The sequence below is a fragment of the Rhodomicrobium vannielii ATCC 17100 genome, from assembly GCF_000166055.1.
Classification (GTDB): domain Bacteria; phylum Pseudomonadota; class Alphaproteobacteria; order Rhizobiales; family Rhodomicrobiaceae; genus Rhodomicrobium; species Rhodomicrobium vannielii.
On the sequence record NC_014664.1, the window covers coordinates 981,705 to 1,005,664 of the forward strand.

Sequence of the window (23,960 nt, forward strand, 5' to 3'; positions counted from 1 at the left end):
GATACAGAAGGTCGCGGTTGGTCCCTTGGGTTGATCGCGACGGGAAATGTTGGGTCGGACCTCTCAGCAGCCGAGCCGCCCTGCCTCAAGTGGGTGATTCCGAAGTGTTTGCCCCGTGTCTTGGATAGCAATTCAGACAAAATCGGCGGTGTATCCCGCCATCGCAACCGAAACGGGGATTATGGCAAAGGCAGGCACACTCTTGCCGCAAATGAAATCCAAGTTTCCTGCATGAGAATCGCAAAGCTTCATCGCGCCGCTCTCGCGGTTGCTGCAGTGCTGTCGGTGCTGGCCCTGGTCGCAACGGACGCCAAAGCGCAGAACATCGTTGTCCTCGTGAACGACGAGCCGATTACGTCAGGCGACATCGCGCAACGCACGCGATGGATGGCGCGGACGAGTGGCTTCGGGGATCGCATGAAAGCGCTTCTCACGGGCGATTCGATCAAGGAGCGCTTCCGGCAGCTCATGATAAAAGCGAACCCGCGCTCGCAGGCCGAGGCGGAACAGACCGCCGAGCGCATCAAGAAACAACTCGTCGAGGAAGCCAAAGGCCGCGTGCTGTCCGAAGGCGGCGGCACATCGCGCAAGCAGGTCATTGAAACGCTGATCGAAGACAAGCTGAAGCTTCAGGCCGCGAAAAGGCTTGAGATTACGGTCTCCGACAAGGAGGTCGAGGAGGTTCTCGCCCAGCGTGCAGGTGGCGGCGATGGCAAAAAGCCTCAACTCAATGAATTCTACCAGCAGTTCGAGGCTGACGGCATCAGCCGCAAGACCGTGCAGAACATCATTCGCGCGCAACTCGCCTGGCGCGACGTGATCCGCCGTCAGTACGGCCCGCGCATAGCGGCGATGCTCGCGGCGCTGCCCACCGACGACCAGAAGCCCGCCGACGGCGATATCCAGTTCGACGTGCGCGTTCTGAGGCTCGCTGTCGCGGGTTCGGACGAGCGTGCGGTAAGCCAGCGCATGATGGAGGCGGAGAATCTTCGCAGCAAGTTCACCTCCTGCGCCGACCTGCCCAAGCGCGCGAAGCTCGTGGCCGACGCATCCGTCAAAGCGGTCGACAAGGCGAAACTCGCTTCGTTCAACAAGGACGCGCAACCTCTGATCCTCAAGGCCAGCGAAGGCCAGATGACCCCGCCGATCCTCGTCTCCGGTGCGGTCGAAGCCTACGCCATATGCAAGAAAGGCGTCGTGCTCAAGCGAAACCCCGCAGCCGAGCAGAAGCCGGACGCGCGCGCGCAGGAATACGACCGTTTCTCTCGGCGCTACCTTCAGGAGTTGAAGAAATCTGCATCGATAGATTATCGCACGAAGGTGGACTGAGCTATTCTGGACGTGAAGATTCGACTCTTTGCAGTGTCGGAACCCATCTTTACCAGCGTAGCGCGAAAATCCTTTGTGCCTCAACTATCCAGGGCAGGCGGGCAGTTTCTGGTTGGCCGCGCCTGCGCGGCGTCGGTGCTGGCGAACTCCCCCGCGCCCGCTGCTCGCACTTGTCTTTCGCCTCCGCCAGATCAGCCCGTTGAATCGGACTCGATTTGACGCAGAGAAGCTGACCGATATCAGAAGCTTACAGCATCGAGCCACGTCTGATTTGCGGCACGATGCTGGAAAGAGCCATTTGCGAAAATCCGCAGGCGATCAACCGGAGCCGCCCGTTCTTTCCCTCGCACTTTCCTCGACGTCCCGCGTGATTTCCTGACATCATCTGCTGTCCATCATTTCAAGCCGGGGCCGAAGACGTTATAATCGCAGCCTTCGAACGCGCGGCCCCTCGCGCCGCTTGTTTAGCTCTGGAGCCAGTCCTTGGCGGTTTCCCTCGCGCATCCCGAATTGCCGCTCGCCGTCACCATGGGCGATCCCGCCGGGATCGGTCCCGATGTCACGCTCGCGGCATGGGCGCGGCGGCGAGACTGCGCGCTCGCTCCGTTCTTCGTCATCGCCGACCCTGCCCTTTTCGAGGCCCGCGCCGCGCTGCTTGGTATCGCCGTGCGTGTCATGCGCATCGCACGCCCCGAAGACGCCGCCCCCGTGTTTGATGATGCGCTGCCCGTTTTGCCTCTGCGCGCGCCGCTTGCATCCGTCGCGCCCGGAAAGCCGTCCGTGGCTCACGCCGTCGCTGTCATCGAATCGATCGAAGAGGCCGTCGCGCTCGCGCTATCGGGCCGCGCCGCCGCTGTTGTCACCGCGCCGATCGCGAAATTCGTGCTCATGGAAACCGGCTTCGCCCACGCAGGCCATACCGAATTTCTTGCCGAACTCGCCGTGCGCCACGGGCATCGACCGCGACCGCCCGTCATGTTGATGGCGTCGCCACGCCTCAAGACGGTGCCGGTCACGGTGCACATCCCGCTGAAGCATGTTTTCGCCGCGCTGACGCCGGACATCATTATCGACACTGCACGAACGACGGCCGAAGGTCTGACGCGCTTTTTTGGCATCGCGCGCCCGCGCCTCGCCATCTGCGGCCTGAACCCGCACGCAGGCGAAAACGGCGCGCTCGGCCATGAGGAGACGGACATCATCGCGCCTGCCATCGAGAGCCTCAAGGCGGAAGGCATCGACGCCACAGGCCCGCACCCCGCCGACACGCTGTTCCACGACGCGGCGCGCGAAACCTATGATGCGGTGCTTGCCATGTATCACGATCAAGCGCTGATCCCGTTCAAGACGCTCGCCTTCGACGACGGCGTGAACGTGACACTCGGCCTGCCCTTCATCCGCACATCGCCGGACCATGGCACCGCGTTCGCGCTCGCTGGCACCGGGCAGGCCAACCCGCAAAGCTTCATCGAAGCGCTTCGTCTTGCCAGGCGCATGGCCGCGAGCGCGGCAGCCGGCACGGGGCCTCGCACGTGAGCGCCGCCGCCATCGAATCGCTGCCGCCACTGCGCGAAATTATCAAGGACGCCTCGCTGTCCGCGCGAAAGTCGCTTGGCCAGAATTTCATCCTCGACCTCAATGTTACGCGCCGGATCGCGCGCGCCGCTGGACCGCTCAACGGCGCAACCGTGCTCGAAATCGGCCCCGGACCCGGCGGCCTGACGCGGGCGCTTCTCATCGAAGGAGCAAGCGGCGCCATCGCGATCGAGCGCGACGAACGCTTTCGCCCCGCCCTCGACCAGATCGCGGAGGCAAGCGGCGACCGTTTCCGTGTGACCTTCGCCGACGCGATGGGCATCGACTACCCCGCCTTCGCCGCCGAGACAGGCGCGAATCGCCTCGTCGCCAACCTCCCCTACAACATCGCGACGCCGCTCATCGTCGGCTGGCTGACCGAGGCGCGCTGGCCGCCATGGTTCGACCGGATCGTTGTGATGGTGCAAAAGGAAGTCGCCGAGCGGCTGGTGGCGGATGTCGGGAGCGATCATTATGGGCGGCTCGCGGTGATCGCGCAATTTCGGGCGCGCGCGCGTATCCTGTTCACCTTGCCGCCCTCGGTGTTCACGCCGCCGCCGAAGGTCGCCTCCGCGCTGGTGGAGATCGTGCCGCGCCCGCAAGCGCCCGACGCGGTCCCGACCTCCTGGCTTGAAAGGGTGACGGCCGCAGCTTTCGGGCAGCGCCGGAAGATGCTTCGGTCGAGCCTCGCCTCGCTCGGAGCCGACACGGCGCGCCTGCTCGCGGATGCCGGTATCGATCCGGCCGAACGCGCGGAGCGGCTCACGGTGGAAGATTTCATCCGCCTCGCGCAAGCGCTTCAACGCCAGCGCGGCGAGTGATCGACACTTGAAACTTACAGCGTCGGGCTGCTTCTGATTTACGGAACGACGCTGGAGTAGAACGATTTGGCATTTGAGTCCTGATCGCCGGAGATCGCACTCAACGCGAAATTAAAAAGCTCTGCTAGAGGCCGCTCCGATCTGATTGCATCAATCAGACGGTAAAACGGTCTCTGGCTCCAGAATGGAAAGTTACTGGCAGTCCTTGCGATTCGGACAAGTGTACTTCAAGGGATGCAAATCTCGGAAGGGACCACCAGACTACCGCGCCAGGCCGCCGAAAATAGAGGCGACACCGCGAAAGAACGGCGCGTTGGCGTTGCGGGTCTGATGGGAGCTGGGCTGCGTTCGCGCTCTTCTGCGCTGCCCGTTGGCCTGCTGGGGTGCCGCGCTGACGGCCGGTCTGGCCGCTGCGGCAGCACTCGCGCCCCCCGCCTGGCCGGTGGCTGACGTCTGCGAAGCGGTTGCGCCGTCCTTCTTCTGCATCCACGGCGGAAGGTACGACTTGCCCTCACCGCTTTCGGTCTGCGGCGCGGCGTTGGTGGGAGCCTCATCAGTCGCGGCAAACGCGGCGGCGTTGACCGACATGGTCAGCAGCAAGAGAGACGCGCCCAGAAGTTTCGCCTTGTCGACCATTGATGACCTCATTGAAAACGCCCAAGCCTCCGTTGCAATCGCGGAGCCGGATACAGATTGGCGACTGCGTTGGAGCGCACCCGTGCTTCCTTGCCCGCAGGAATAACACGCGACAATGCGATTGAGCTTAAGCTCGCAGCGCCAATCTCTGTGCGGAAAATTGTATCGCGCTTACCACTCCGCCGAGCTTTGACGGGTGATGCGAACATTTTCGCTCGCACGCGCGTTTGCACGCGTCGATTGCATCGGCTTCGGCCGCGGAACCGACGGGCGGCGCGGTGTGGTCAGTCGCGCTCCGAGGGGGTCATCGCAGAGGGGGTGAGGGCACATAAGAGTGCTTCCGCGCGACGGCATCAGTTTGTGATGGTCTGGGAAAATTGGAGCGGGCGAGGCGATTCGAACGCCCGACCCTAACCTTGGCAAGGTTATGCTCTACCCCTGAGCTACGCCCGCTCTGGCGAGGTGGCAACGTCTGAAGGACGTCGCCGCCGGGTTCGTGTCTTATTACGCAAACCCAACGGCGATGCAAGCCTCTTTTGCCAGCATCCTCAGCGAATTTCAGATCGCGGACCGCAGCATTGCTCGTTATTGCAACAGCCGGTAGCCGCAGCGGTACGCCCCATTTCAGATAATACGCGGCAAGCCGAACGCGCCGACTTCACGCCCGCTTCTCGACGCGAGTTCGTCGTCGGCGGGGTGCAATGCGTCGTCGCGAATCTGAACGGAAGGCCATGACTGCCATCGGAAAGCGGCCTCAAGGATCGCGGAAGCGACGCACGCGCCGTGAATCACCAAAGCGCTTTTGAGAGGAACGGAGTTGATTTGCGCGAAGGCTTTATCGCTTTCATGGCTAAAAAGCGCGCGCCATTCTTTTGTTCGGGCATCTCGGGCTCATGCTCGCAGCATCAACCGAGTTTTTCGCGATTTCTAAGGAGACACGAGATGTCTCTGAAAGTATTGGAGCGGGCGAGGCGATTCGAACGCCCGACCCTAACCTTGGCAAGGTTATGCTCTACCCCTGAGCTACGCCCGCTCTGGCGAGGTGGCAACGTCTTGAAGGACGTCGCCGCCGGGTCCGTGACTTATATTCAAATCCGAACGGAATGCGAGCCAAAACTTGCACGCCGCGCTATTTTTCGGGGAGAAGCGCCGTTTCTCCTGCTCAGACGGTTACAGCGCCGCGCCGTAAATTCAGACTTCGTCTCAGGCTGATCTAGCCGCGCCCGGTGAGCCAGTTCATGAACCCCCGGCGTGGCGCGCGCTCAACCGGCAAGCCCGCCTTTTTCCACGCTTCGATGCCGCCGTCGAGGTTGTAGACCACGGCGCGGGGAGGCAGTTCGCCAGCCAGCTTCTCGCAGGCTTTCCCGCCGCGCCCGCCGAGCTTGCACATGATGACGAGTTTTTTTCCGGTGTAATCGGGCAACTTTGCGCAACAGACCGTCCCCAGCGGGACGAGCGTCGCGCCCGCAACATGCTCCGCGGCGTATTCCTGAGGCTCGCGCACATCGACAAGGACAGCGTCGCCGCTTTCGAGCCAGGTGTTCAGCGAAGCGGCATTGACGGGTTGAATGGGCATGGGACTACCTTAGGGTTTTCTAATGCTTTCAGGGGCGACAGTAGATCAGATAGAGCGTCGAGAGCAAGGCGTGAACCTCCATGCTGCACAGCCGATAATAGACCATCTGGCCACGTTTCTCGGCGCTCACGATGCCGGACTCGCGCAATTTTGCAAGATGCTGAGACACGGCAGACTGCGATAAATCAATCACTTCGCACAACTCGCCGACCGACTTTTCTCCGCCGATGAGCTGGCAGAGAATGAGCAGCCGATGCGAGTTCGCGAGCTGCTTCAACATCTCGGCCGCGGCTTCGGCGTGGCCCTTCATGGCATCCGCCGCCCCCGCGACCGGGGATTCCTCTCGCTTCATCTTGACACCATATTAGCTGTATCTAATATACGACAAACACGCTCGCACACAAGCCCCGAAGAAGGATGTCCTATGGAAAAGGATTACGCCGAAATCACGCGCGCCATCTCCGCAAACATGAAGGAACTGCGCAAGGGCATACCCGAAACGATGCAGGGCTTTAGCGCGCTTGCGGCGGCCGCCACCAAGGACGGCTCGCTCGACAAGAAGACCAAGGAACTCATCGCGCTCGCGCTTGGCGTGGCCGCACGTTGCGACGGCTGTATCGGCTTCCATTCCGAGGCGCTCGTGAGGCTTGGCGCCACGCGCGAAGAGGTGCTGGAGGTGCTCGGCATGGCCATTTACATGGGCGGCGGACCCTCGCTCATGTATGCCGCCGATGCCATTGGCGCTTACGACCAATTCGCCGGCAAGCGCTCCGCCTGATCTGGCTACAGTCCGCGTCGCAGCCACGCGCGTGATGCATATAACCCGGAGCATGTTTGCGCTGCCAAAATGCTCCGGGGCCGCATGGTTTGGGCAATCGCACGGAAGCGGCGAGCTATCGCATCGGACCGTAAATCGGACCCGGCATGACCCTGTAAATTTCGGTTGTCGATCAGCCTCTCTGCGTCAAACCCCGATCTGACGCAGTGATCTGTGCAGGCATTTTACTTTCGATTCGCGCCCGCTTGTGCCCCGTCATCGATCGCTTACACTACACGTTGCCAGTGCTCTTCTGGCGCACACGTTTGAGTAAGAGCGTGCGCCAGAGCATCAAAAGATCGCTCCAGAGCACCAGTCGATCAGCCGCGTCCCCTCCCCCGCCGCGCACGCATGCGTCATGCTCGAAGCCCAGGTCGCAGACCTGAGGCTTGCACGTGGAATTGAACGCGGACCCAAGCGAACCACGCCTCCCGATCATCCCGCACGAAACCATCCCGGACGCTCCCCAGCGCCGAGCACATCGCTTCGTCGCGTTGCTTGGTCTGACCAACCCCTTGATATTCTACCATAGTCTCGTTTGACTTATCCGCTCTTTCCCAAGAATACACGGGCAGTGTCTGCTCCCGTTGGTCAGACCAAATCGAGGGATATGGAATGACAGTGTGGCAGCAGAATTACGATCCACTCGGCAATCTCTGGCTTTCGAGCCTTGTGGCCGCGATCCCGATCCTCTTTTTCTTCCTCGCCCTCACCCGATTGCGCCTGAAAGGCTATCTCGCCGCCACCATCACCTTGCTCCTCGCCATCGGGATCGCCATCGGCATGTATCGCATGCCCGTCGAATCGGCGGCGGCGGCTGGCGTATATGGCTTCCTGTACGGGCTCTGGCCCATCGCCTGGATCATCATCGCGGCCGTGTTCCTCTACCGGGTGTCGGTGGAAACCGGCCAGTTCGACATCATCCGCCGCTCGATCCTCCACATCACCGAAGACCAGCGACTCCAGCTTCTGCTCGTCGGCTTCGCGTTCGGCGCCTTCCTTGAGGGTGCGGCCGGTTTCGGCGCTCCCGTCGCGATCACGGCGGCGCTGCTCGTAGGGCTCGGCTTCCGCCCGCTTTATGCGGCGGGCCTTTGCCTCATCGCCAACACCGCGCCAGTCGCGTTCGGCGCGATGGGTATCCCGATCATCGTTGCGGGACAGGTGTCCAATATCGATCCGTTCCTGATCGGCCAGATGGCAGGACGGCAGCTTCCGCTGCTGTCGATCATCATCCCCTTCTGGCTGATCCTCATCATGGATGGCGTGAGGGGCGTGCGCGAAACGTGGCCCGCCATCCTCGTATGCGGCATCTCGTTCGCCACCGTGCAGTTTCTGACAGCGAATTTCATCGGCCCGGAACTTCCCGACATCACCGCCGCGCTCGCCTCGCTCGTTTGCCTGTCGCTGTTCCTGAAGGTCTGGCAGCCGCGAAACATCTTCCGCTTCGACGCGAAGGAAATCGCGGCGGATGGAGCCGTGCCCGTTCCCGTTCAGCATGAGCCGAACCAGCGCTATACGACCGGCCAGATCGTCAAGGCCTGGTCCCCGTTCCTGATCCTGACCGCCTTCGTCACCTTGTGGAGCATCCCGCCGTTCAAGGCGCTGTTCGCGGCGAACGGCCCGCTCGTTACCACGATCATGTCGATCCACGTGCCGTTCCTCGACATGCTCGTCGAGAAGATCCCGCCCGTCGTGGCGCAGCCGAAGCTGCTTGAAGCGGTTTACAAATTCAACTGGCTCTCCGCGACCGGCACCGCCATCTTCCTCGCGGCCATCGCATCCATCCTTCTTCTCGGCATGAGGCCCGGCAAGGCCATCGCGACCTTCGGCGGCACCCTGAAAAGCCTCGCCATCCCGATCTATTCGATCGGCGTCGTCCTAGCCTTCGCGTTCGTGGCCAATTTCTCGGGGCTCTCGACAACGCTCGCGCTGCTGCTCGCTCATACGGGGTCGGCGTTCACGTTCTTCTCGCCGTTCCTCGGATGGCTGGGCGTGTTCGTGACGGGTTCGGATACCTCCTCGAATGCGCTGTTCGGCGCGCTTCAGGCCACGACCGCGCATCAGATCGGCGTGAGCGACGTGCTTCTCGTCGCGGTGAACACGACCGGCGGCGTGACGGGCAAGATGATCTCGCCGCAGTCCATCGCCATCGCCTGCGCGGCGGTGGGGCTCGTCGGCAAGGAATCGGACCTGTTCCGCTTCACGGTGAAGCATAGTCTTGCGCTCGCGGCGCTCATCGGTGTCATTACCACCGTTCAAGCTTACGTGACGCCGTGGATGATCCCCTGATGGCCCAAGCCAAACCGGACCTTGCCAAACCCGACCTAACCCAGCCATCCCGCGTATCCGAGCGCGCCGAGGCCATGATCGAGACTTTCATCAAGGATCATGGCCTGCGCCCGGGCGACCGTCTGCCGTCGGAGCGCGCTCTCGCGGAAATGGCCGGGATCTCCCGCGCCAGCCTGCGCGAAGCGGTGGGACGCATGGCGGCGCGCGGACGCGTGACGGTGCGGAAAACGGGCATCCTGATCGCCGAGCCGACTGCCTCGCCCTCCGCCGCGGTCGCCGCCTCGTGGGCGAGAGAAACGATCAGCGCGCCGCTTGCACCTCTCGTCGCCTACGACGCGGGCTACGGTCACGATGTGCTGGAAATCCGTCAGGCGCTTGAGGGCGCGGCGGCCTATTACGCGGCGCTTCGCGCCGACCCCGACGACAAGACACGCATTCGCGATGCATTCGAGGCCATGGGCAAGAGCCACGGCGCCAGCACCCCGATAGAGGAAGCCCGCAAGGACGCGGCCTTCCATCTCGCCATCGCAGAGGCTTCACACAACGCCGTCCTTAAACAGGTGATGTCGAGCATGTTCGGCCTTCTGCAGGACAGCATCTCGCAGAGTCTCGAAAAGCTCTACACCGTGCCGCAGACGTTCGACGCCCTTTCGCAGCAGCATCGCGCGCTCATCGAGACGATCGAGGCGGGCGATGCCGAGGGCGCGAGACAAGTCTCGGACCGCCACCTCCGTTTTGTCGAAACGACGATCAAACGCATCGATGACGATCTGGCCCGGAAGGCGCGCTCGACCGTCGCCCGTTCCGCCGCACTTCAAGATAAAGGCTGAGTTCCTTTCCATGATAATATCCGCGACCACAGACTATCGAGAGGCGGCCCGCCGCCGGCTGCCACAATTCCTGTTCGATTACATCGACGGCGGCGCCTATGCGGAGCACACGCTTCGCCACAACGTGTCCGACCTCGCCAGCATCGCTCTTCGCCAGCGCGTGCTGAAGAACGTCGCCGATCGGAGCCTTGAGACCGAGATTTTCGGCCAGAAACTCGCGATGCCGGTGACGCTCGCGCCTGTCGGGCTCACGGGCATGTATGCGCGGCGCGGCGAGGTGCAGGCGGCGCGCGCGGCGGCCTCGCGCGGCGTGCCCTTCACGCTCTCGACCGTCTCCGTCTGTCCCATCGAGGAAGTGCAGAAAAAATCGCCCGCGCCGATCTGGTTCCAGCTTTACGTGCTGAAGGATCGCGGCTTCATGCGCAATGCGTTGGAGCGCGCACAGGCGGCAGGCATCACGACGCTGGTGTTCACGGTGGATATGCCCGTGCCCGGCGCGCGCTACCGCGACGCGCATTCCGGCATGTCGGGCAAGAACGCCCATTTCCGGCGCATGATCCAGGCGGTCACGCATCCCGGCTGGTCGTGGGATGTGGGCCTGCGCGGCCGCCCGCACGATCTCGGCAACATCTCCGCCTACCTCGGCAAGCCGACCGGCCTCGGCGACTATATCGGCTGGCTCGGCTCGAATTTCGATCCGTCGATCAGCTGGAAGGATCTGGAATGGATTCGCGAGTTCTGGAAAGGGCCGATGATCATCAAGGGCATCCTTGACGTGGAGGACGCGCGCGACGCGGTTCGATTCGGTGCCGATGGCATCATCGTGTCCAATCACGGCGGCAGGCAACTCGATGGCGTGCTGTCGTCGGCGCGCGCGCTGCCCGCCATCGCCGACGCGGTGAAGGGCGACATCAAGATCCTCGCCGACTCCGGCATCCGCTCCGGCCTCGATGTGGTGCGCATGCTGGCGCTCGGCGCGGATTGCACGATGATCGGCCGCGCCTATACATACGCGCTTGCGGCTGCGGGCGAGGCGGGCGTCGCCAACCTGCTCGACCTGTTCGCGAAGGAAATGCGCGTCGCCATGGCGCTGACCGGCGTTCGGAGCATTGCGGAGATCACGCGCGACTCGCTTGTCCATTAAAGGAGACGGGGAGACGCCCTCCCCCTCCCGCCGTCGATGACGTTTCGCGAAATTGCTGGTGCATCGAGGGCGCGCCGCCGTGTAGAACGAACGGATGCGCCAGAGCACCACAGATTTCGACGTCATTATTATCGGCGCTGGCGCAGCGGGGTTGATGTGCGCGCTGACCGCCGGACAGCGCGGCCGCAGGGTCTTGCTACTCGAACGCACGGACAAGGCGGGCGCCAAGATCCTTATCTCGGGCGGCGGGCGTTGCAACTTCACCAACCTCGGCATCGCGCCCGACCGCTTCGTTTCGGGCAACCCGCATTTTTGCGTCTCAGCGCTTCGCCGCTATACGCAATGGGATTTCATCGACCTCGTCGCGCGACACCGCATCGCCTATCACGAGAAAACCCTGGGGCAGTTGTTCTGCGATGGCTCTGCGCGCGCCATCGTCGCCATGCTGCTGGAGGAATGCGAACGCGGCGAGGTAACGTTGCGTTTCGGACAGAGCATCTCCAGCGTCTCGAAGCCGGACGGGTTCCGGGTTGAGACAAGCTCCGGCGTTTTCACCGCGCCCGCGCTGGTGCTGGCGACCGGCGGGCTTTCCATACCCAAAATGGGGGCCACGGGTTTCAGCCATGATCTGGCGCGGCGCTTCGGCTTGCGCGTTACCGAGACACGCCCCGGACTCGTGCCGTTCAAAGCGAAGGCGGATGCACCCGGCTTCGATGCCTCTCTCGCGGGAGTTTCCCTCGAAGCAATCGTTTCCTGCGGGGATCGCGCGTTCCGCGAGGCCATCCTTTTCACCCACCGTGGACTGTCCGGCCCGGCGATCCTGCAAATATCGTCGTACTGGCGACAGGGCGCTTCAATCGCCATCGACCTTCTGCCGGGACTTGATGCGGCCGGGTTTCTGAAGGAGCGCAAACGCACTCGGCCGAGGGCTTCGGGACGCGCCGTGCTCGCGGAGGTTCTGCCCGCGCGCCTCGCGCAAGCTCTAGCCGACGCGCATCTGCCGCCCGCCGAGATGGCCAATATCCCCGACCGGGTTCTGATGGCGCTGGCTGAGCATCTGAAGGGCTGGCGGTTCACGCCGCCGGAGACCGAGGGTTTCGCGAAAGCCGAGGTGACGGTGGGCGGCATCGACACGCGCGATCTGTCGTCGAAGACGATGGAGTCGCGGGAGGTGAAGGGACTTTATGCAATTGGCGAGGCCGTGGATGTCACAGGCTGGCTCGGCGGCTACAATTTCCAATGGGCCTGGTCGAGCGGTTGGTGTGCGGGACAGGCGGTGTGACCGATACGCCGCGCGCGCGGCCGCGAGAATTCGTCCGCAGACGGCATGGCTCATTCATAAAGGGCCTGAAAGGAGTGTGAAGAAGACCCACCTTCGGCCCGCTAAAAGCGTTTAAACGAGGACCGGCGCGTCAGGCTTCACGTCGGAGTAGCTTTGAGGAAGCTGTCGGCCGGTGGAAAAGGGAAATTATGCGCCCCGCGTAATAGTTCAGCTCGACACGTGCGCTTCACATGCCGGGCGAGGCCATAGGTTGGAAGCGAAACCACCGGTACGCAGTGGCGGTTCTTGGACCTGCCCTTGATTTGAATGGTACCGCTGCCCCGGCTCGAACGGGGGACCCCCAGATCCACAATCTGGTGCTCTAACCAACTGAGCTACAGCGGCGAAGGAGTGCGCAATAAACAGGGTTTCATTGCAAAATTCAAGGCGTGATTTCGCATTTTGCCAACGAAAAGGGGCGGCGTGTCAACGCACGGTGTTGGAGAGGAAAAACCGATGAAGCCTTGCCGATCGTCGCCAAGGCGAGGCACGTTTCGGAAAGCCGGTGCGCTGGATCGTCGATGTCGTCGCGTCGCGGAGGCACAATAACAATGCGACATAGGGCGAAAGGCCGGGCGGTTCGACCGGCCTTCACTCGATCAGAGACTGTCCGCGTTTTGTTGAATCAGCGATCTAGCCCCGCTTAGTATTGGTTGGTCGGATTGACCTTCTGAGCGGACTGCGCAACAAGGCGCGTCAATTCTTGAGCCTGCTGCGCATAGGCTTCGACCTGCTGGCGAGCGAACTGATTCTGGATTTCGATCGCTTCCTTGATGTCTTTCGCATTGACGAGACGCTGGGCCAGCTCGAACTGCGCCTGAAGATTGGCTTCGGTGAACTTCACGGCCTTCTCGTTGATCTCGCGCGCGCCGGTGGAGAACACGTCGGAAGACTTCAACATGACATCGTTCGCCTGACGGGCGGCTTCGATGAAGCGGTTGTAAGCTTCGCGGGTCTGCTCAACGCTCTTGGCGGCGAGATCGCGGACGGAGGACGGAATTTCAAAATCGAGGGGCTGGTTCATGGCGTTTCTCCTGGTGGAAGGCTCTGGGTCTGGGCTTCGACAGCGAGTCGTCTTCGCTGTTCCTTATATAAATATAGACTTGGTGCGTTGCAACGTAGATTTTTGTGCACCGCACCATTTTTCGCTCATTCCCTGTTTCGCTGCGGCAACTCGCCTCGGAAACGGCCGAAGCAGCGTTCCGCGCGCTTGCTTTTTGCGGCGAACACGTTTCCATGTGCGCATCCTGAGTTTGGTTGTACTGCTTGAGCACAACTCGGCAGGAATCTCGCGCCTTGGCAAAACGCCCGCATACAATAGCAGCCGGTCAACCTTCCCTGCCGGACCTCCTCTTTTCACCGCGCGCAGCCTTCATATGGAATGGCGCGCGGAATGCCGTTGCATGGATGAACCCGGCAGCGCGCGCTTCGTTCGAGCTTCGTGCCGAAGATTTTTCTGAAGCGCTTCCGAAGCGCTTCGTTCGCCAGCTCGCGCGGCTGACCGAGGCTGGCATCGGCGGCAGCGTCAGGCTCAAGCTTTCCGGGCGGCCCCCACTCGATTGCTTCGCGGAAGTCCTGCATCTCGCTGACGGCGAGAAGGGCCTTGTCGTCGCCGAAACGGACGAGGATTTCCGCCCGCATCCGGCCCTTACGGCGCCGAAGCTCTCCAGAAAGCCGGCACGCAGCAAGAAAAGCCGCGCGAAAACCGGCGCGCCACCACCGCCCGCGCCCTCGCTCACCGAAGCCGAGATGAGCGCTTTCAAGGCGCTTGGCCGCAAGATGAAACGATTGTGCGCGGAGAAGCAGAGCCGCCCCGCAGAGCCGCCGGCTGAACCGTCCTTTCCTCCCATCCGCGCCGAAACGCCCGCTTCTCCCCCGCCCGCCGAAAGCCTTCTGCAAGTTTTCGATCTCGTCCTCTTCCTCGGAAGCGACCTCGACGTCGTCCGCGTCTCGGGCCGCGCCGCGCGGTTTGGCTGGAAGAAGGCCGAGCTTCACGGCATGCCCGTTCTCGATCTACTTGCCGATGCGGACCGCGCGATCCTGCGTCGCATGTCGAGGCGCCTGGCTTCGCCGCGCACCCGCACCGCTAGCGAGACGCTGTGGATCGCAACCGGCGATGGACCGACGCTGCCGTGCCGCGCCGCACTCTGCCGCTGGCCCGGCGAACGCACCGCCTACGCGCTGTTGCTCCTCGCGCTCGACCCGCCGCAAAGGCTGAAGCGTTCCCGCGCACGGGCCGCGCCGATTTCGCTCGCCGCCCGCCGCGCCGCCTGAGCCCGCGTCATACCGCCGCGACTATCGTCGGGGATGACATTAATGCATGGCTAATGCACCTTCCCAGCATGCATGGGAGGGACGATGGCCGACGACATCGTTTTGCAGACAGCGGGCCTCACGAAGGAATTTCGTGGCTTCATCGCCGTGAATGGCGTCGATCTGAAAGTTCGGCGCGGCACCATTCATGCCCTCATCGGTCCGAACGGCGCGGGCAAGACCACCTGCTTCAACCTCCTCACGAAGTTCCTGACGCCGACGCGCGGCACGATCCTCTACAAGGGCGAGGACATCACGAAGACTTCGCCCGCCGACGTGGCACGCAAGGGTCTCGTGCGATCCTTCCAGATTTCGGCGGTTTTTCCACATCTGACGGCGCTCGAAAACGTGCGCATCGCACTGCAACGAAAGCGCGGCGACAGCTTCGATTTCTGGCGCTCCGAAGCCACGTTGCGCGACCTCGACGACCGCGCGCTCGATTTGCTTGAGGCGGTGGGGCTCGGCGATTTCGCCACGACGCTCGCGGGCGAGCTTTCTTATGGCCGCAAGCGTTCGCTCGAAATCGCCACAACCCTCGCGCTCGACCCCGAAGTCATGCTGCTCGACGAGCCGATGGCGGGGATGGCGCATGAGGATGTCGGCCGCATCGCGGCGCTGATCGCGCGGGTGGCTGAAAATCGCACCATCCTCATGGTGGAGCATAATCTTTCCGTTGTCGCCGACCTTTCCGATGTCATCACCGTGCTTGCGCGCGGCCGTGTGCTGGCGGAGGGCGACTACGACACCGTTTCGAAGGATGAACGCGTCATCGAAGCCTATATCGGGGTGGGCCATGCCTGAGCGGGGGTTGCCCGAACGGGGGTTAGCCGAGGCGAGAGCGATCCGGCAGGCGAGCGCGCCCCTGCTTGCCGTTTCCGGCCTCGAAGCGTGGTACGGCGAAAGCCACGTGCTGCACGGCATAAGTTTCGACCTTCGTCCCGGCGAGGTCGTCACGCTGCTCGGCCGCAACGGCGCGGGCAAGACGACAACGCTTCGCGCGATCATGGGCCTTCTCGCCAAACGTCAAGGCTCCGTCATTTTCGACGGTGCGGAAACCATCACCCTGCCCTCGCGGACCATCGCACGGCGCGGCATGGGCTATGTGCCCGAGGAACGCGGCATCTTCGCGAGCCTTTCGGTCGAGGAAAACCTCATGCTGCCGCCGGTGGTAAAACCGGGCGGGCTGGCGGTCGAACGCATCTACGACATGTTTCCGAACCTGCGCGAGCGGCGGAAAAGCCAGGGCACCAAGCTTTCGGGCGGCGAACAGCAGATGCTCGCCATCGCCCGCATCCTCCGCACCGGCGCGCGCACGCTCCTTCTCGACGAGCCGACCGAGGGTCTCGCCCCCGTCATTGTGCAACAGATCGGCCGCACGATCCGTGAACTGAAGAAGAGCGGCTTCAATATCGTGCTCGTCGAACAGAACTTCCATTTCGCGGCGACCGTCGCCGACCGCCATTTCGTGGTCGAGCAAGGCAAGGTTGTGGACATGATCCCGAACGCGGACCTTGAGGCGAACAAGGCTAAACTGCACAGCTATCTCGGCGTTTAAGATGTTGCTTAAGTAAAAATAGGGAGCAAAACGCATGAAATTCAGGACGGTATTCATCGCGGGAGCGGCGTTGCTTGCCGCCGCGACAGGGGCTGCGGCACAGACGCCGGTCAAGATCGGCGTCCTGAACGACCGCTCAAGCCTCTATGCCGATCTCGGCGGCGAAGGCTCGGTTGTCGCGGCGAAGCTCGCGGTGGAGGATTTCAAGGCGGCCGAGAAGGGCCTGAAGGTCGACGTGATCGCGGCGGACCATCAGAACAAGTCCGACATCGCGGTGAACACCGCGCGCGAATGGTTCGATCAGCAGGGCGTCAACCTCATCGTGGACACGCCGAATTCGGGCGTCGCGCTGGCCGTCAGCGAAATCGTCAAGGAGAAGAACAAGGTCTTCATCAACTCCGGCGCGGCGTCGTCCGACCTCACCGGCGCGAAATGCACGCCGAACACCATCCACTGGACCTACGACACCTGGCAGCTCGCGAATGGCACCGGTGCCGCCATCGTCAAGCAGGGCGGCGACAAGTGGTTCTTCATCACCGCCGATTACGCTTTCGGCCATGCGCTCGAACGCGACACCGCGAAGGTGGTGAAGGACGCGGGCGGCACGGTCGTCGGCTCGGTGAAGGCGCCGCTCAACACGCAGGACTTCTCGTCCTTCCTGCTTCAAGCGCAATCGTCGGGCGCAAAGATCGTTGGCCTCGCCAATGCGGGCGGCGACACGATCAACTCCATCAAGCAGGCATCCGAATTCGGCATCGTTCAGAGCGGCCAGAACCTCGCGGGCCTGCTGATCTTCCTGACGGACATTCATTCGCTGGGGCTGAAGACGGCGCAAGGCCTCATCTTCACGGCCTCCTTTTACTGGGATCTGAACGACGAAACGCGCGCCTTTGCCGAGCGCTTCCAGAAGCAGACGGGGCGCAAGCCGACCATGGTTCAGGCGGGCGTCTATTCCGGCGTGCTGCATTATCTGAAGGCGGTCGAGGCGCTGAAAAGCGCGAAGGATGGCGCGGCTGTCGTCACGCAGATGAAGGCGACGCCGACCGACGACCCGCTGTTCGGCAAGGGCGAGGTGCGCGCGGACGGCCGCAAGATCCACGACTCCTACCTCTTTGAGGTGAAGAAGCCGGAGGAGTCGAAAGGCCCGTGGGACTATTACAAGCTGCTCGCGACGACGCCCGCCGCCAAGGCGTTCCGTCCGCTCTCCGAAGGCGGCTGCCCGCTCGTCGCTTCGGCCGCGAAATAGACAGCGCGGTTCTGCAGGCAATCGCGGCGCCGTAACGACCTCGGCGCCGCACTTCGCGGAGAAGGAAAGCCATGTTCGACCTCATCGGCGTGCCACCGCAGGCGCTGTTCGGCCAACTCCTCCTCGGGCTGATCAACGGCTCGTTCTATGCGTTGCTGAGCCTCGGGCTCGCGGTGATCTTCGGCCTTCTCAACATCATCAACTTCGCCCACGGCGCGCAATACATGCTGGGCGCGTTCGCGGCGTACCTGCTCCTGAACAACCCGCTTTATTCCATCGGCTACTGGCCAGCCCTGATCCTCGCGCCCTTGATCGTCGGCGGCCTCGGCATGTTGCTTGAGCAGAACCTCATTTCGCAGCTGAATGTGCGCTCCAAGACGCGCCCGCTGATCTTCATCGCGAGTTTCGTCGCAATCTTCCTCGCGCTCGCGGCCTCGCATCTATCCAGCGGCGCGGTGCCGGACCTCGTTTCGCTCGCCGGTTACAAGCTCGACCCGGCGGCGGCCTACGGCATCGCGGCCATCGGCGCGCTACTGTTCACGTCGTTTCTTTCCGCGACGAACCTGCTGAACGCGCCGGACGCCGACCAGAACACCGACCACCTTTACGGCCTGCTCCTCACCTTCGGCCTCGCCATCATCATACAGGGGCTGTTCGTGAACCAGTATGGCTCGTCGGGCCTGCCTTACACGATCCCGGACGAACTCAGGGGCGGGCAGAATCTCGGCTTCATGTTCCTGCCGATTTATCGCGGCTGGGTGATCGTGGCGTCGCTCGTCGTCTGCATCGCGACCTGGCTCATCATCGAGAAGACGAAGCTCGGCGCGTATTTGCGCGCGGCGACGGAAAACCCGACGCTGCTGTCGGCCTTCGGCGTGAACGTGCCGCGCCTCGTGACGTTCACCTATGGCTTCGGCGTGGCGCTGGCCGGGCTCGCTGGTGTGCTCGCCGCGCCGATCTACTCGGTGAACCCCAACATGGGCGCGGATCTCATCATCGTGGTGTTCGCGGTTGTCGTGATCGGCGGCATGGGTTCGATCCTCGGCGCCATCGTGACAGGCTTCATGCTCGGCATCGTGGAGGGGCTTACGAAGGTCTTCTACCCCGAGGCCGCGTCGGTGGTGATCTTCGTCATCATGGCCATCGTGCTGTTGATAAAACCCGCCGGACTGTTCGGGAGGACCGCGTAAGATGAGCCTCGATCAACCGCGCGTCATCGCCTCGCAGGCCATCCGACCGTTCAAGGCGTCGCCTTCTTTCCTGCACGCGGCGCTGTTCGCCGGTCTCGCGGCCGTGCTCGCGATCCTGCCCCTGCTCGGCCTTTACCCGTTCGTGCTCGCGCAACTCCTGTGCTTTGCGCTGTTCGCCTGCGCGTTCAACATGCTGCTCGGCTTCGTCGGGCTTCTCTCCTTTGGCCACGCGATGTTCTTCGGCATGGCGTCGTATGTGGCGGCCTATACAGCGAAAAGTGGCATCGCCGCCCTGCCCTTCTGGCTCCCGGGCGTCGGGCGTTTCGACTTGCCCGTCGGGCTGCCGCCCTTCGCGCCCGAGCTTGCGATGCTCACGGGCGCGGCCGTGGCGGCGGTGCTCGGCCTCATCGTCGGCTCGCTCGCCATCAAGCGGCAGGGCATCTATTTCGCCATGATTACGCTGGCGCTCGCGCAGATGGTCTACTTCTTCTCGCTGCAAGCCCCGTTCACGGGCGGCGAGAACGGCATTCAGGGTGTGCCGCGCGGACATTTCCTCGGCTTCATCGACCTTCGCGACGACACCACGCTCTATTATGTGGTCGCTGCCATCTTCTTCGCGGGCTTTCTGCTGATCTACCGCATCATCCATTCGCCGTTCGGGCAGGTGTTGAAGGCCATCCGCGATAACGAGCCGCGCGCGATCTCGCTCGGCTACCGCACGCAGCGCTACAAGCTCGCGGTGTTCGTGCTTTCGGCGGCCCTCGCAGGGCTGGCGGGCGGCATGAAGGCCATCGTCTCGCAGATCGCCACGCTTTCGGACGTACACTGGACCATGTCAGGCGAGGTGGTGCTGATGACGCTCGTCGGCGGCATGGGCACGATATTCGGCCCAGTGGTCGGCGCGGTGATCGTCATCGCGATCCAGACCTACCTCAACAATCTCGGCGCTTGGGTCACGATCGTACAGGGCACGATCTTCGTCATCTGCGTGATGCTGTTCCGCGAGGGGATCGTCGGCAGGTTGAGCCGCTGGATCAAGCGCCCGCTGTGATGCTTCGATTCGGCCCGAATCGGTGTGCGGAGCGTGCCGCGAGCGACGCGCAAATTCCCGCGCCGGTTGAACGCGTTAACGCGATCTTAATGCACGTTAACCTTTTGTTAAGTCCGCGCAATGACGCTAGAATCGCGCTATCTTGAACATCAGTGCTTCACGATTTTTGCTTATAACGGCCAAGTCGCAGTCACCCTGTAAGGGTAGCGCAGGGTGTAGCGTCCGCGACGGCGAAAGCCGTCGTCGAGTGCCGCGCGGGCGTGCCGGTTCCGTGCGGGCGAAGGCGTCGGCGGCGAAGCGCCTCCGGCTTCCGAATGCCCGCAGAGCCTTCATTCCAGCGCGGAAAGCTGAGCGTGAGGAGGCTCATACGTCTGATCCGGGCTTTCTCCTCCACGAGACAAAGCCCAGGGCGACAGTCGGAGGACCGATGCTGAAAGCAGCTCTCGCAGGTCTCTTACGGTACCGTTCGCAGCAGATTTCCGGCAATGGAGGACGCAGGCGGTGCATCACGCTTCCGGAGAGCGATATTTTCCGAATGCATCAACATCTCTATCCTCCGAGTGGACGGGGGTAGTTTGGCCTTCGGGCGGCTCCTCGGACGCATGCTTCCCACGGGCTGCATGCGGAAGAAACGCTCCGCCCATGACGCTGGAAGCCGGGTTCAAGCCCGGTTTCCTCTGACGCTCTGGCCCTACGGCAGTGTCTCACAGGATGCCCGTTGAGGTGATAAAGCGGTCAAACAAATTCCGTCGACCGGCCGACTGCATGCCACCTCGATGCCGTCAAACTGGGTGAGCCGACGTCGATTGAAGCTCGCTACCATGCGGAAAATTGGCGCTGAACCCATATTTTATTACGGTTGTCGCGAACACCCGCTATAACATCCCCCAGAAGCGACACCTCACACATCGATGCCCTGGCCCGAACTCCTCGTCATTGTCTCTCTCATTCTGCTCAACGCCTTTCTGGTGGCGGCGGAGCTTGCGATCGTTTCCTCCCGGCCCGCGCGACTCCACAAGTTCGTCAGCGACGGCAAGCGCGGCGCTGTTGCTGCCGCCTCATTGAACGCGGACCCAGGCCGTTTTCTCCCCGCCGTGCAGATCGGCATCACGGTCGTTGCCATCCTCTCCGGCGCGTATGGCGAATTGACGCTCGCGCCCTCGCTTGCTTATGCGCTTGAAGGCGTGGAATGGCTGGGCTCCTGGTCCAGCTGGCTCGCCTCCTTCATCGTCGTGGCGACAATCTCCTACTTCTCGCTCGTGATTGGCGAACTCGTGCCGAAAAGGCTCGCGCTCGCAAACCGGGAAGTCATCGCCTGCCTCGTGGCGCCGACCCTGAACGTCTGGGCCACCATTTCAACCCCGATCTCCTTCTTCCTTCGCCTCTCGACGGATGCGGTGCTCAGGCTCGCAGGCCCGATGAAGGCCGAGCCGGAAGTCACCGAGGAAGAGGTGAAATCCATGATCGCGGAAGGCACCGAGGCCGGTGTGTTCGAGAAGGCCGAGCAGGAAATCATCGAGCGCGTGCTGAGCGTCGCCGACCGCTCGGTTCGCTCGATCATGGTGCCCCGGCGCGATATCATCTGGCTCGACGTCAACGACAGCGAAGAAGCCATATTCAACGACATCTTCTCTAGCGGTCATTCCCGCTTTCCCGTGTGCCGCGACGACGTGGACGAGACTTTCGGGGTCATCCACGCAAAAACGCTGCTCGAACAGTGCCGCCACGGCGGCAAGATCAATCTCGAAGCGGCGATCATGGCACCGCTCTACGTTCACGAGAGCACGAACGTTCTGAAGCTGCTCGAAATGTTCAAGAACACGCTCGTCCACATGGCGATCGTGCTCGACGAACACGGCACCGTTCAAGGCATCGTGACGCCCGCCGACATCCTCGCCGGGATCGCGGGCGAGCTGCCGGAAGAAGAGGCCGACATCGGACAGTCCGCCGTTCAGCGCGAGGATGGCTCGTGGCTGCTCGACGCGCAGATGCCGGTCTACGAGGTGGAGCGCGTGCTCGACGTGAACGGCATGGCCGTGGACGACGCGGAATATACGACGCTTGCGGGCTTCGTGCTCGCGCAACTCGGGCACATTCCCGCCGTGGGCGAGAAGTTCCGCTGGCGCTCATGGGTGTTCGAGGTGATCGATCTCGACGGCCGACGCATCGACAAGGTGCTCGCGTTCCGTCCCGTGTAAGCGAATCGGCCGGTTGGCCCATAATCTGAAAGAGCGCGCTCATGAGCAAGGTTGCATTCATCGGACTTGGCGTCATGGGCTATCCCATGGCCGGGCATATTTCCAAGCGCGGCCACGATGTGACGGTCTTCAACCGCACGGCGGCGAAGGCAGCGAAATGGGTGGCGGAGTTCGGCGGCCAGCACGCGCCGACGCCCGCTGAGGCCGCGAAGGGGGCGGATTTCGTCTTCTCCTGCGTCGGTAACGACAACGACCTGCGCGAAGTGACGACCGCTCCCGACGGCGCGTACGGTGCGCTTAAGCCCGGCGCGATCTTCATCGACAACACCACCGACTCCGCCGATGTCGCGCGCGAGCTTCACGCGGCCGCGAAGGCGCACGGCGCGCATTTCCTCGACGCTCCGGTTTCGGGCGGACAGGCGGGCGCGGAAAACGGCACGCTCACGGTGATGGTCGGCGGCGACGCGGACGCCTTCGCCAGTGCCGAACCGGTCATCGCCTCGTTCGCACGCGCCGTGAAGCATATAGGGCCGGCGGGCGCGGGCCAGCTCACGAAGATGGTCAATCAGCTCTGCATCGCGGGCGTTGTGCAGGGGCTCGCTGAGGGCATCCACTTCGCGCAGAAGGCGGGGCTCGACGTGCCCGCCGTGATCGACACGATCTCCAAGGGCGCGGCGCAGTCCTGGCAGATGGAAAACCGCTCGAAGACGATGGACGCCGGCCAGTTCGACTTCGGCTTCGCGGTCGACTGGATGCGGAAGGACCTCGCAATCTGTCTCGACGAGGCGCGTAAGAACGGCGCTCATCTGCCGCTCGCCGCGCTTGTCGATCAGTTTTATTCCGAGGTGCAGGCGATGGGCGGCAAGCGCTGGGACACGTCGAGCCTCATTGCGCGGCTGAACCGAAAATAATCGCGCGCACCAAAACGACAACCCAAGGTTTTTCCGTTATAATATAACCCACCAAAGATTGTTATTTGGTGTTCCAGAAGCAACAGTCGCTTTCTCATGACACGCCATTGACGGATATCAACAGGAGCAGCAAAGGGCGCGCCTTGTTGCTCGATAGCCGCCGTGTGTAAGCTTGCGCCGGGCTTGGGTCGGGGCATTCTTTCATGCGTATTGCGCAGTTTTTTTCCGTCGCCGCGTCATGTGCGCTTGTCGGGCTTGGCGGTTGCACAACGGTGCCCGCGCTCAGCCCCATCAACGGCACCGAGGCGCGCGAGGACGGCAGCATTCCGATCAACGAGGTCGTGAAGCGCGTCAAATGCGAGATCTACGACGCGACGCGCGACATTCCCAAGGAATACGCCTGGTTTCAGACCTGGGGCGCCAATGTCGACCTCGACCTGATCGCCAACGAGTCGTCTTCGATCACGCCTTCGGTCGCTGTGCTTGATCCGTTTCCGCCTTTCAGATCGGCTTCGCTCGGCACCTTCTCGCGCGGCTTTTCGCTTGGCCTCGGCGGCGGCGTCGCCACCACCGCTTCGCGGACCGAGAGCGTGAGCTTCTCCATGAATTTCACGGAGGTGCACGAGCAACTCAACCCGGCGAGCAAGGTCAACCGACGTGAAGCGTTCGACAATTGCAACCTTCCCAAGGGACGCGATCTGAACAGCGATCTTGGGCTCAGGCAGTGGATCAAGTCGGTGCTCGGTCCGCTGGAAGGCGGCAACCGCGCCCTGCTGTCGCCGCAGCCGAAGCAAAGCACTCGGCCCGCCGCGCCTCCGGCTTTCACGTGCCGTCAAAGGTCCGGCGCGCCTTCCGCAGACTGCGAAGCGCCGCTCAAGTCGATCACCCATTCCATCGAGTTCACCGTCGTGAAAAGCGCCAACATCAGCCCGAGCTGGACGCTGGTCCACTTCAAGGGCCACAACGGCAACAACTCACTCGCGAGCACTGGACGCACGGACACGCACCGGCTGAAGATCACCCTTGGTCCCACCAACGAAACGCGCTCGAATGCGAGCACGCAGCAAAGCCTGCGTGAGATTGCGCCGGCGATCTCGAACGCCGTTGGCCAAACGCTGGGCGCGCGCTAAGTGTTGGCGGCTGGGTCACCCGGCCACC

Annotated in this window: 21 protein-coding genes and 3 tRNA genes; 17 read left to right on the forward strand and 7 right to left on the reverse strand. The window is 62.8% G+C overall.

The annotated features are described in order from the left end of the window. Positions 1 to 231 precede the first annotated feature (231 nt). From RVAN_RS04405 to rsmA, 3 genes are all read left to right on the forward strand, one after another. Complete coding sequence (locus RVAN_RS04405) at positions 232 to 1,329, forward strand: SurA N-terminal domain-containing protein (RefSeq protein WP_013418560.1); 1,098 nt, start codon at positions 232 to 234, stop codon at positions 1,327 to 1,329. A gap of 483 nt (positions 1,330 to 1,812) precedes the next feature. Next, complete coding sequence (gene pdxA / locus RVAN_RS04410) at positions 1,813 to 2,865, forward strand: 4-hydroxythreonine-4-phosphate dehydrogenase PdxA (RefSeq protein WP_013418561.1); 1,053 nt, start codon at positions 1,813 to 1,815, stop codon at positions 2,863 to 2,865. Further along, positions 2,862 to 3,725, forward strand: a complete 864-nt coding sequence (rsmA, locus tag RVAN_RS04415) for a 16S rRNA (adenine(1518)-N(6)/adenine(1519)-N(6))-dimethyltransferase RsmA (protein WP_013418562.1) — start codon at positions 2,862 to 2,864, stop codon at positions 3,723 to 3,725. Before pdxA ends, rsmA begins: the two co-directional genes overlap by 4 nt. A gap of 261 nt (positions 3,726 to 3,986) precedes the next feature. On the opposite strand, the gene RVAN_RS04420 is transcribed toward rsmA, so the two are convergent. From RVAN_RS04420 to RVAN_RS04440, 5 genes are all read right to left on the reverse strand, one after another. Continuing rightward, on the reverse strand, positions 3,987 to 4,361 hold the full coding sequence (locus RVAN_RS04420; RefSeq protein ID WP_013418563.1) for a hypothetical protein: 375 nt from the start codon (positions 4,359 to 4,361) through the stop codon (positions 3,987 to 3,989). Positions 4,362 to 4,739: 378 nt separating this feature from the next. Beyond that, positions 4,740 to 4,814 (reverse strand) — tRNA-Gly (locus RVAN_RS04425). 505 nt (positions 4,815 to 5,319) lie between these two features. After that, a tRNA-Gly gene (locus RVAN_RS04430) sits at positions 5,320 to 5,394 on the reverse strand. 180 nt (positions 5,395 to 5,574) lie between these two features. After that, positions 5,575 to 5,937: a rhodanese-like domain-containing protein gene (locus tag RVAN_RS04435; RefSeq protein ID WP_013418564.1), complete on the reverse strand. Its 363-nt coding sequence runs from the start codon at positions 5,935 to 5,937 to the stop codon at positions 5,575 to 5,577. Between the two features lie 28 nt (positions 5,938 to 5,965). Continuing rightward, positions 5,966 to 6,247, reverse strand: a complete 282-nt coding sequence (locus RVAN_RS04440; RefSeq protein ID WP_013418565.1) for an ArsR/SmtB family transcription factor — start codon at positions 6,245 to 6,247, stop codon at positions 5,966 to 5,968. Between the two features lie 114 nt (positions 6,248 to 6,361). Between RVAN_RS04440 and RVAN_RS04445 the strand changes: the two genes are divergently transcribed. The 5 genes from RVAN_RS04445 to RVAN_RS04470 all read left to right on the forward strand — a co-directional run bounded on the left by RVAN_RS04445 (position 6,362) and on the right by RVAN_RS04470 (position 12,299). Further along, a complete protein-coding gene (locus tag RVAN_RS04445; protein ID WP_013418566.1) occupies positions 6,362 to 6,715 on the forward strand; it encodes a carboxymuconolactone decarboxylase family protein in 354 nt (117 codons plus the stop codon). 654 nt (positions 6,716 to 7,369) lie between these two features. After that, on the forward strand, positions 7,370 to 9,043 hold the full coding sequence (gene lldP / locus RVAN_RS04455; protein WP_013418568.1) for an L-lactate permease: 1,674 nt from the start codon (positions 7,370 to 7,372) through the stop codon (positions 9,041 to 9,043). After that, positions 9,043 to 9,873, forward strand: a complete 831-nt coding sequence (locus RVAN_RS04460) for an FCD domain-containing protein (RefSeq protein ID WP_013418569.1) — start codon at positions 9,043 to 9,045, stop codon at positions 9,871 to 9,873. The genes lldP and RVAN_RS04460 overlap by 1 nt, the downstream gene beginning before the upstream one ends. Before the next feature lie 10 nt (positions 9,874 to 9,883). Continuing rightward, positions 9,884 to 11,017, forward strand: a complete 1,134-nt coding sequence (lldD, locus tag RVAN_RS04465; RefSeq protein ID WP_013418570.1) for an FMN-dependent L-lactate dehydrogenase LldD — start codon at positions 9,884 to 9,886, stop codon at positions 11,015 to 11,017. 94 nt (positions 11,018 to 11,111) lie between these two features. Then, positions 11,112 to 12,299 (forward strand): NAD(P)/FAD-dependent oxidoreductase, encoded by a 1,188-nt coding sequence (locus RVAN_RS04470; RefSeq protein ID WP_013418571.1) that lies wholly within the window; start codon positions 11,112 to 11,114, stop codon positions 12,297 to 12,299. 307 nt (positions 12,300 to 12,606) lie between these two features. On the opposite strand, the gene RVAN_RS04475 is transcribed toward RVAN_RS04470, so the two are convergent. Both RVAN_RS04475 and RVAN_RS04480 read right to left on the reverse strand, forming a co-directional pair. Next, a tRNA-His gene (locus tag RVAN_RS04475) sits at positions 12,607 to 12,683 on the reverse strand. A gap of 298 nt (positions 12,684 to 12,981) precedes the next feature. After that, complete coding sequence (locus tag RVAN_RS04480) at positions 12,982 to 13,362, reverse strand: phasin family protein (protein ID WP_013418572.1); 381 nt, start codon at positions 13,360 to 13,362, stop codon at positions 12,982 to 12,984. A gap of 383 nt (positions 13,363 to 13,745) precedes the next feature. On the opposite strand from RVAN_RS04480, the gene RVAN_RS04485 reads away from it, so the two are divergent. From RVAN_RS04485 to RVAN_RS04525, 9 genes are all read left to right on the forward strand, one after another. Beyond that, positions 13,746 to 14,612: a PAS domain S-box protein gene (locus RVAN_RS04485; RefSeq protein WP_041787274.1), complete on the forward strand. Its 867-nt coding sequence runs from the start codon at positions 13,746 to 13,748 to the stop codon at positions 14,610 to 14,612. An 84-nt stretch (positions 14,613 to 14,696) separates the two neighbouring features. Next, positions 14,697 to 15,452 (forward strand): ABC transporter ATP-binding protein, encoded by a 756-nt coding sequence (locus tag RVAN_RS04490; RefSeq protein WP_013418574.1) that lies wholly within the window; start codon positions 14,697 to 14,699, stop codon positions 15,450 to 15,452. Further along, complete coding sequence (locus RVAN_RS04495; RefSeq protein ID WP_013418575.1) at positions 15,445 to 16,206, forward strand: ABC transporter ATP-binding protein; 762 nt, start codon at positions 15,445 to 15,447, stop codon at positions 16,204 to 16,206. The genes RVAN_RS04490 and RVAN_RS04495 overlap by 8 nt, the downstream gene beginning before the upstream one ends. A 34-nt stretch (positions 16,207 to 16,240) precedes the next feature. Then, positions 16,241 to 17,452: an ABC transporter substrate-binding protein gene (locus tag RVAN_RS04500; protein ID WP_013418576.1), complete on the forward strand. Its 1,212-nt coding sequence runs from the start codon at positions 16,241 to 16,243 to the stop codon at positions 17,450 to 17,452. 71 nt (positions 17,453 to 17,523) lie between these two features. After that, a complete protein-coding gene (locus tag RVAN_RS20760) occupies positions 17,524 to 18,642 on the forward strand; it encodes a branched-chain amino acid ABC transporter permease (RefSeq protein WP_013418577.1) in 1,119 nt (372 codons plus the stop codon). Position 18,643: 1 nt separating this feature from the next. Beyond that, positions 18,644 to 19,693, forward strand: a complete 1,050-nt coding sequence (locus RVAN_RS04510) for a branched-chain amino acid ABC transporter permease (protein ID WP_013418578.1) — start codon at positions 18,644 to 18,646, stop codon at positions 19,691 to 19,693. A gap of 911 nt (positions 19,694 to 20,604) precedes the next feature. Then, positions 20,605 to 21,891, forward strand: coding sequence for a hemolysin family protein (locus RVAN_RS04515; protein ID WP_013418579.1), 1,287 nt, complete (start codon positions 20,605 to 20,607; stop codon positions 21,889 to 21,891). Between the two features lie 41 nt (positions 21,892 to 21,932). Continuing rightward, positions 21,933 to 22,802, forward strand: a complete 870-nt coding sequence (locus RVAN_RS04520) for an NAD(P)-dependent oxidoreductase (protein WP_013418580.1) — start codon at positions 21,933 to 21,935, stop codon at positions 22,800 to 22,802. Positions 22,803 to 23,005: 203 nt separating this feature from the next. Beyond that, positions 23,006 to 23,932 carry a hypothetical protein gene (locus tag RVAN_RS04525; protein WP_013418581.1) on the forward strand — a complete coding sequence of 309 codons (927 nt, stop codon included), beginning with the start codon at positions 23,006 to 23,008 and terminating at the stop codon, positions 23,930 to 23,932. Positions 23,933 to 23,960 lie beyond the last annotated feature (28 nt).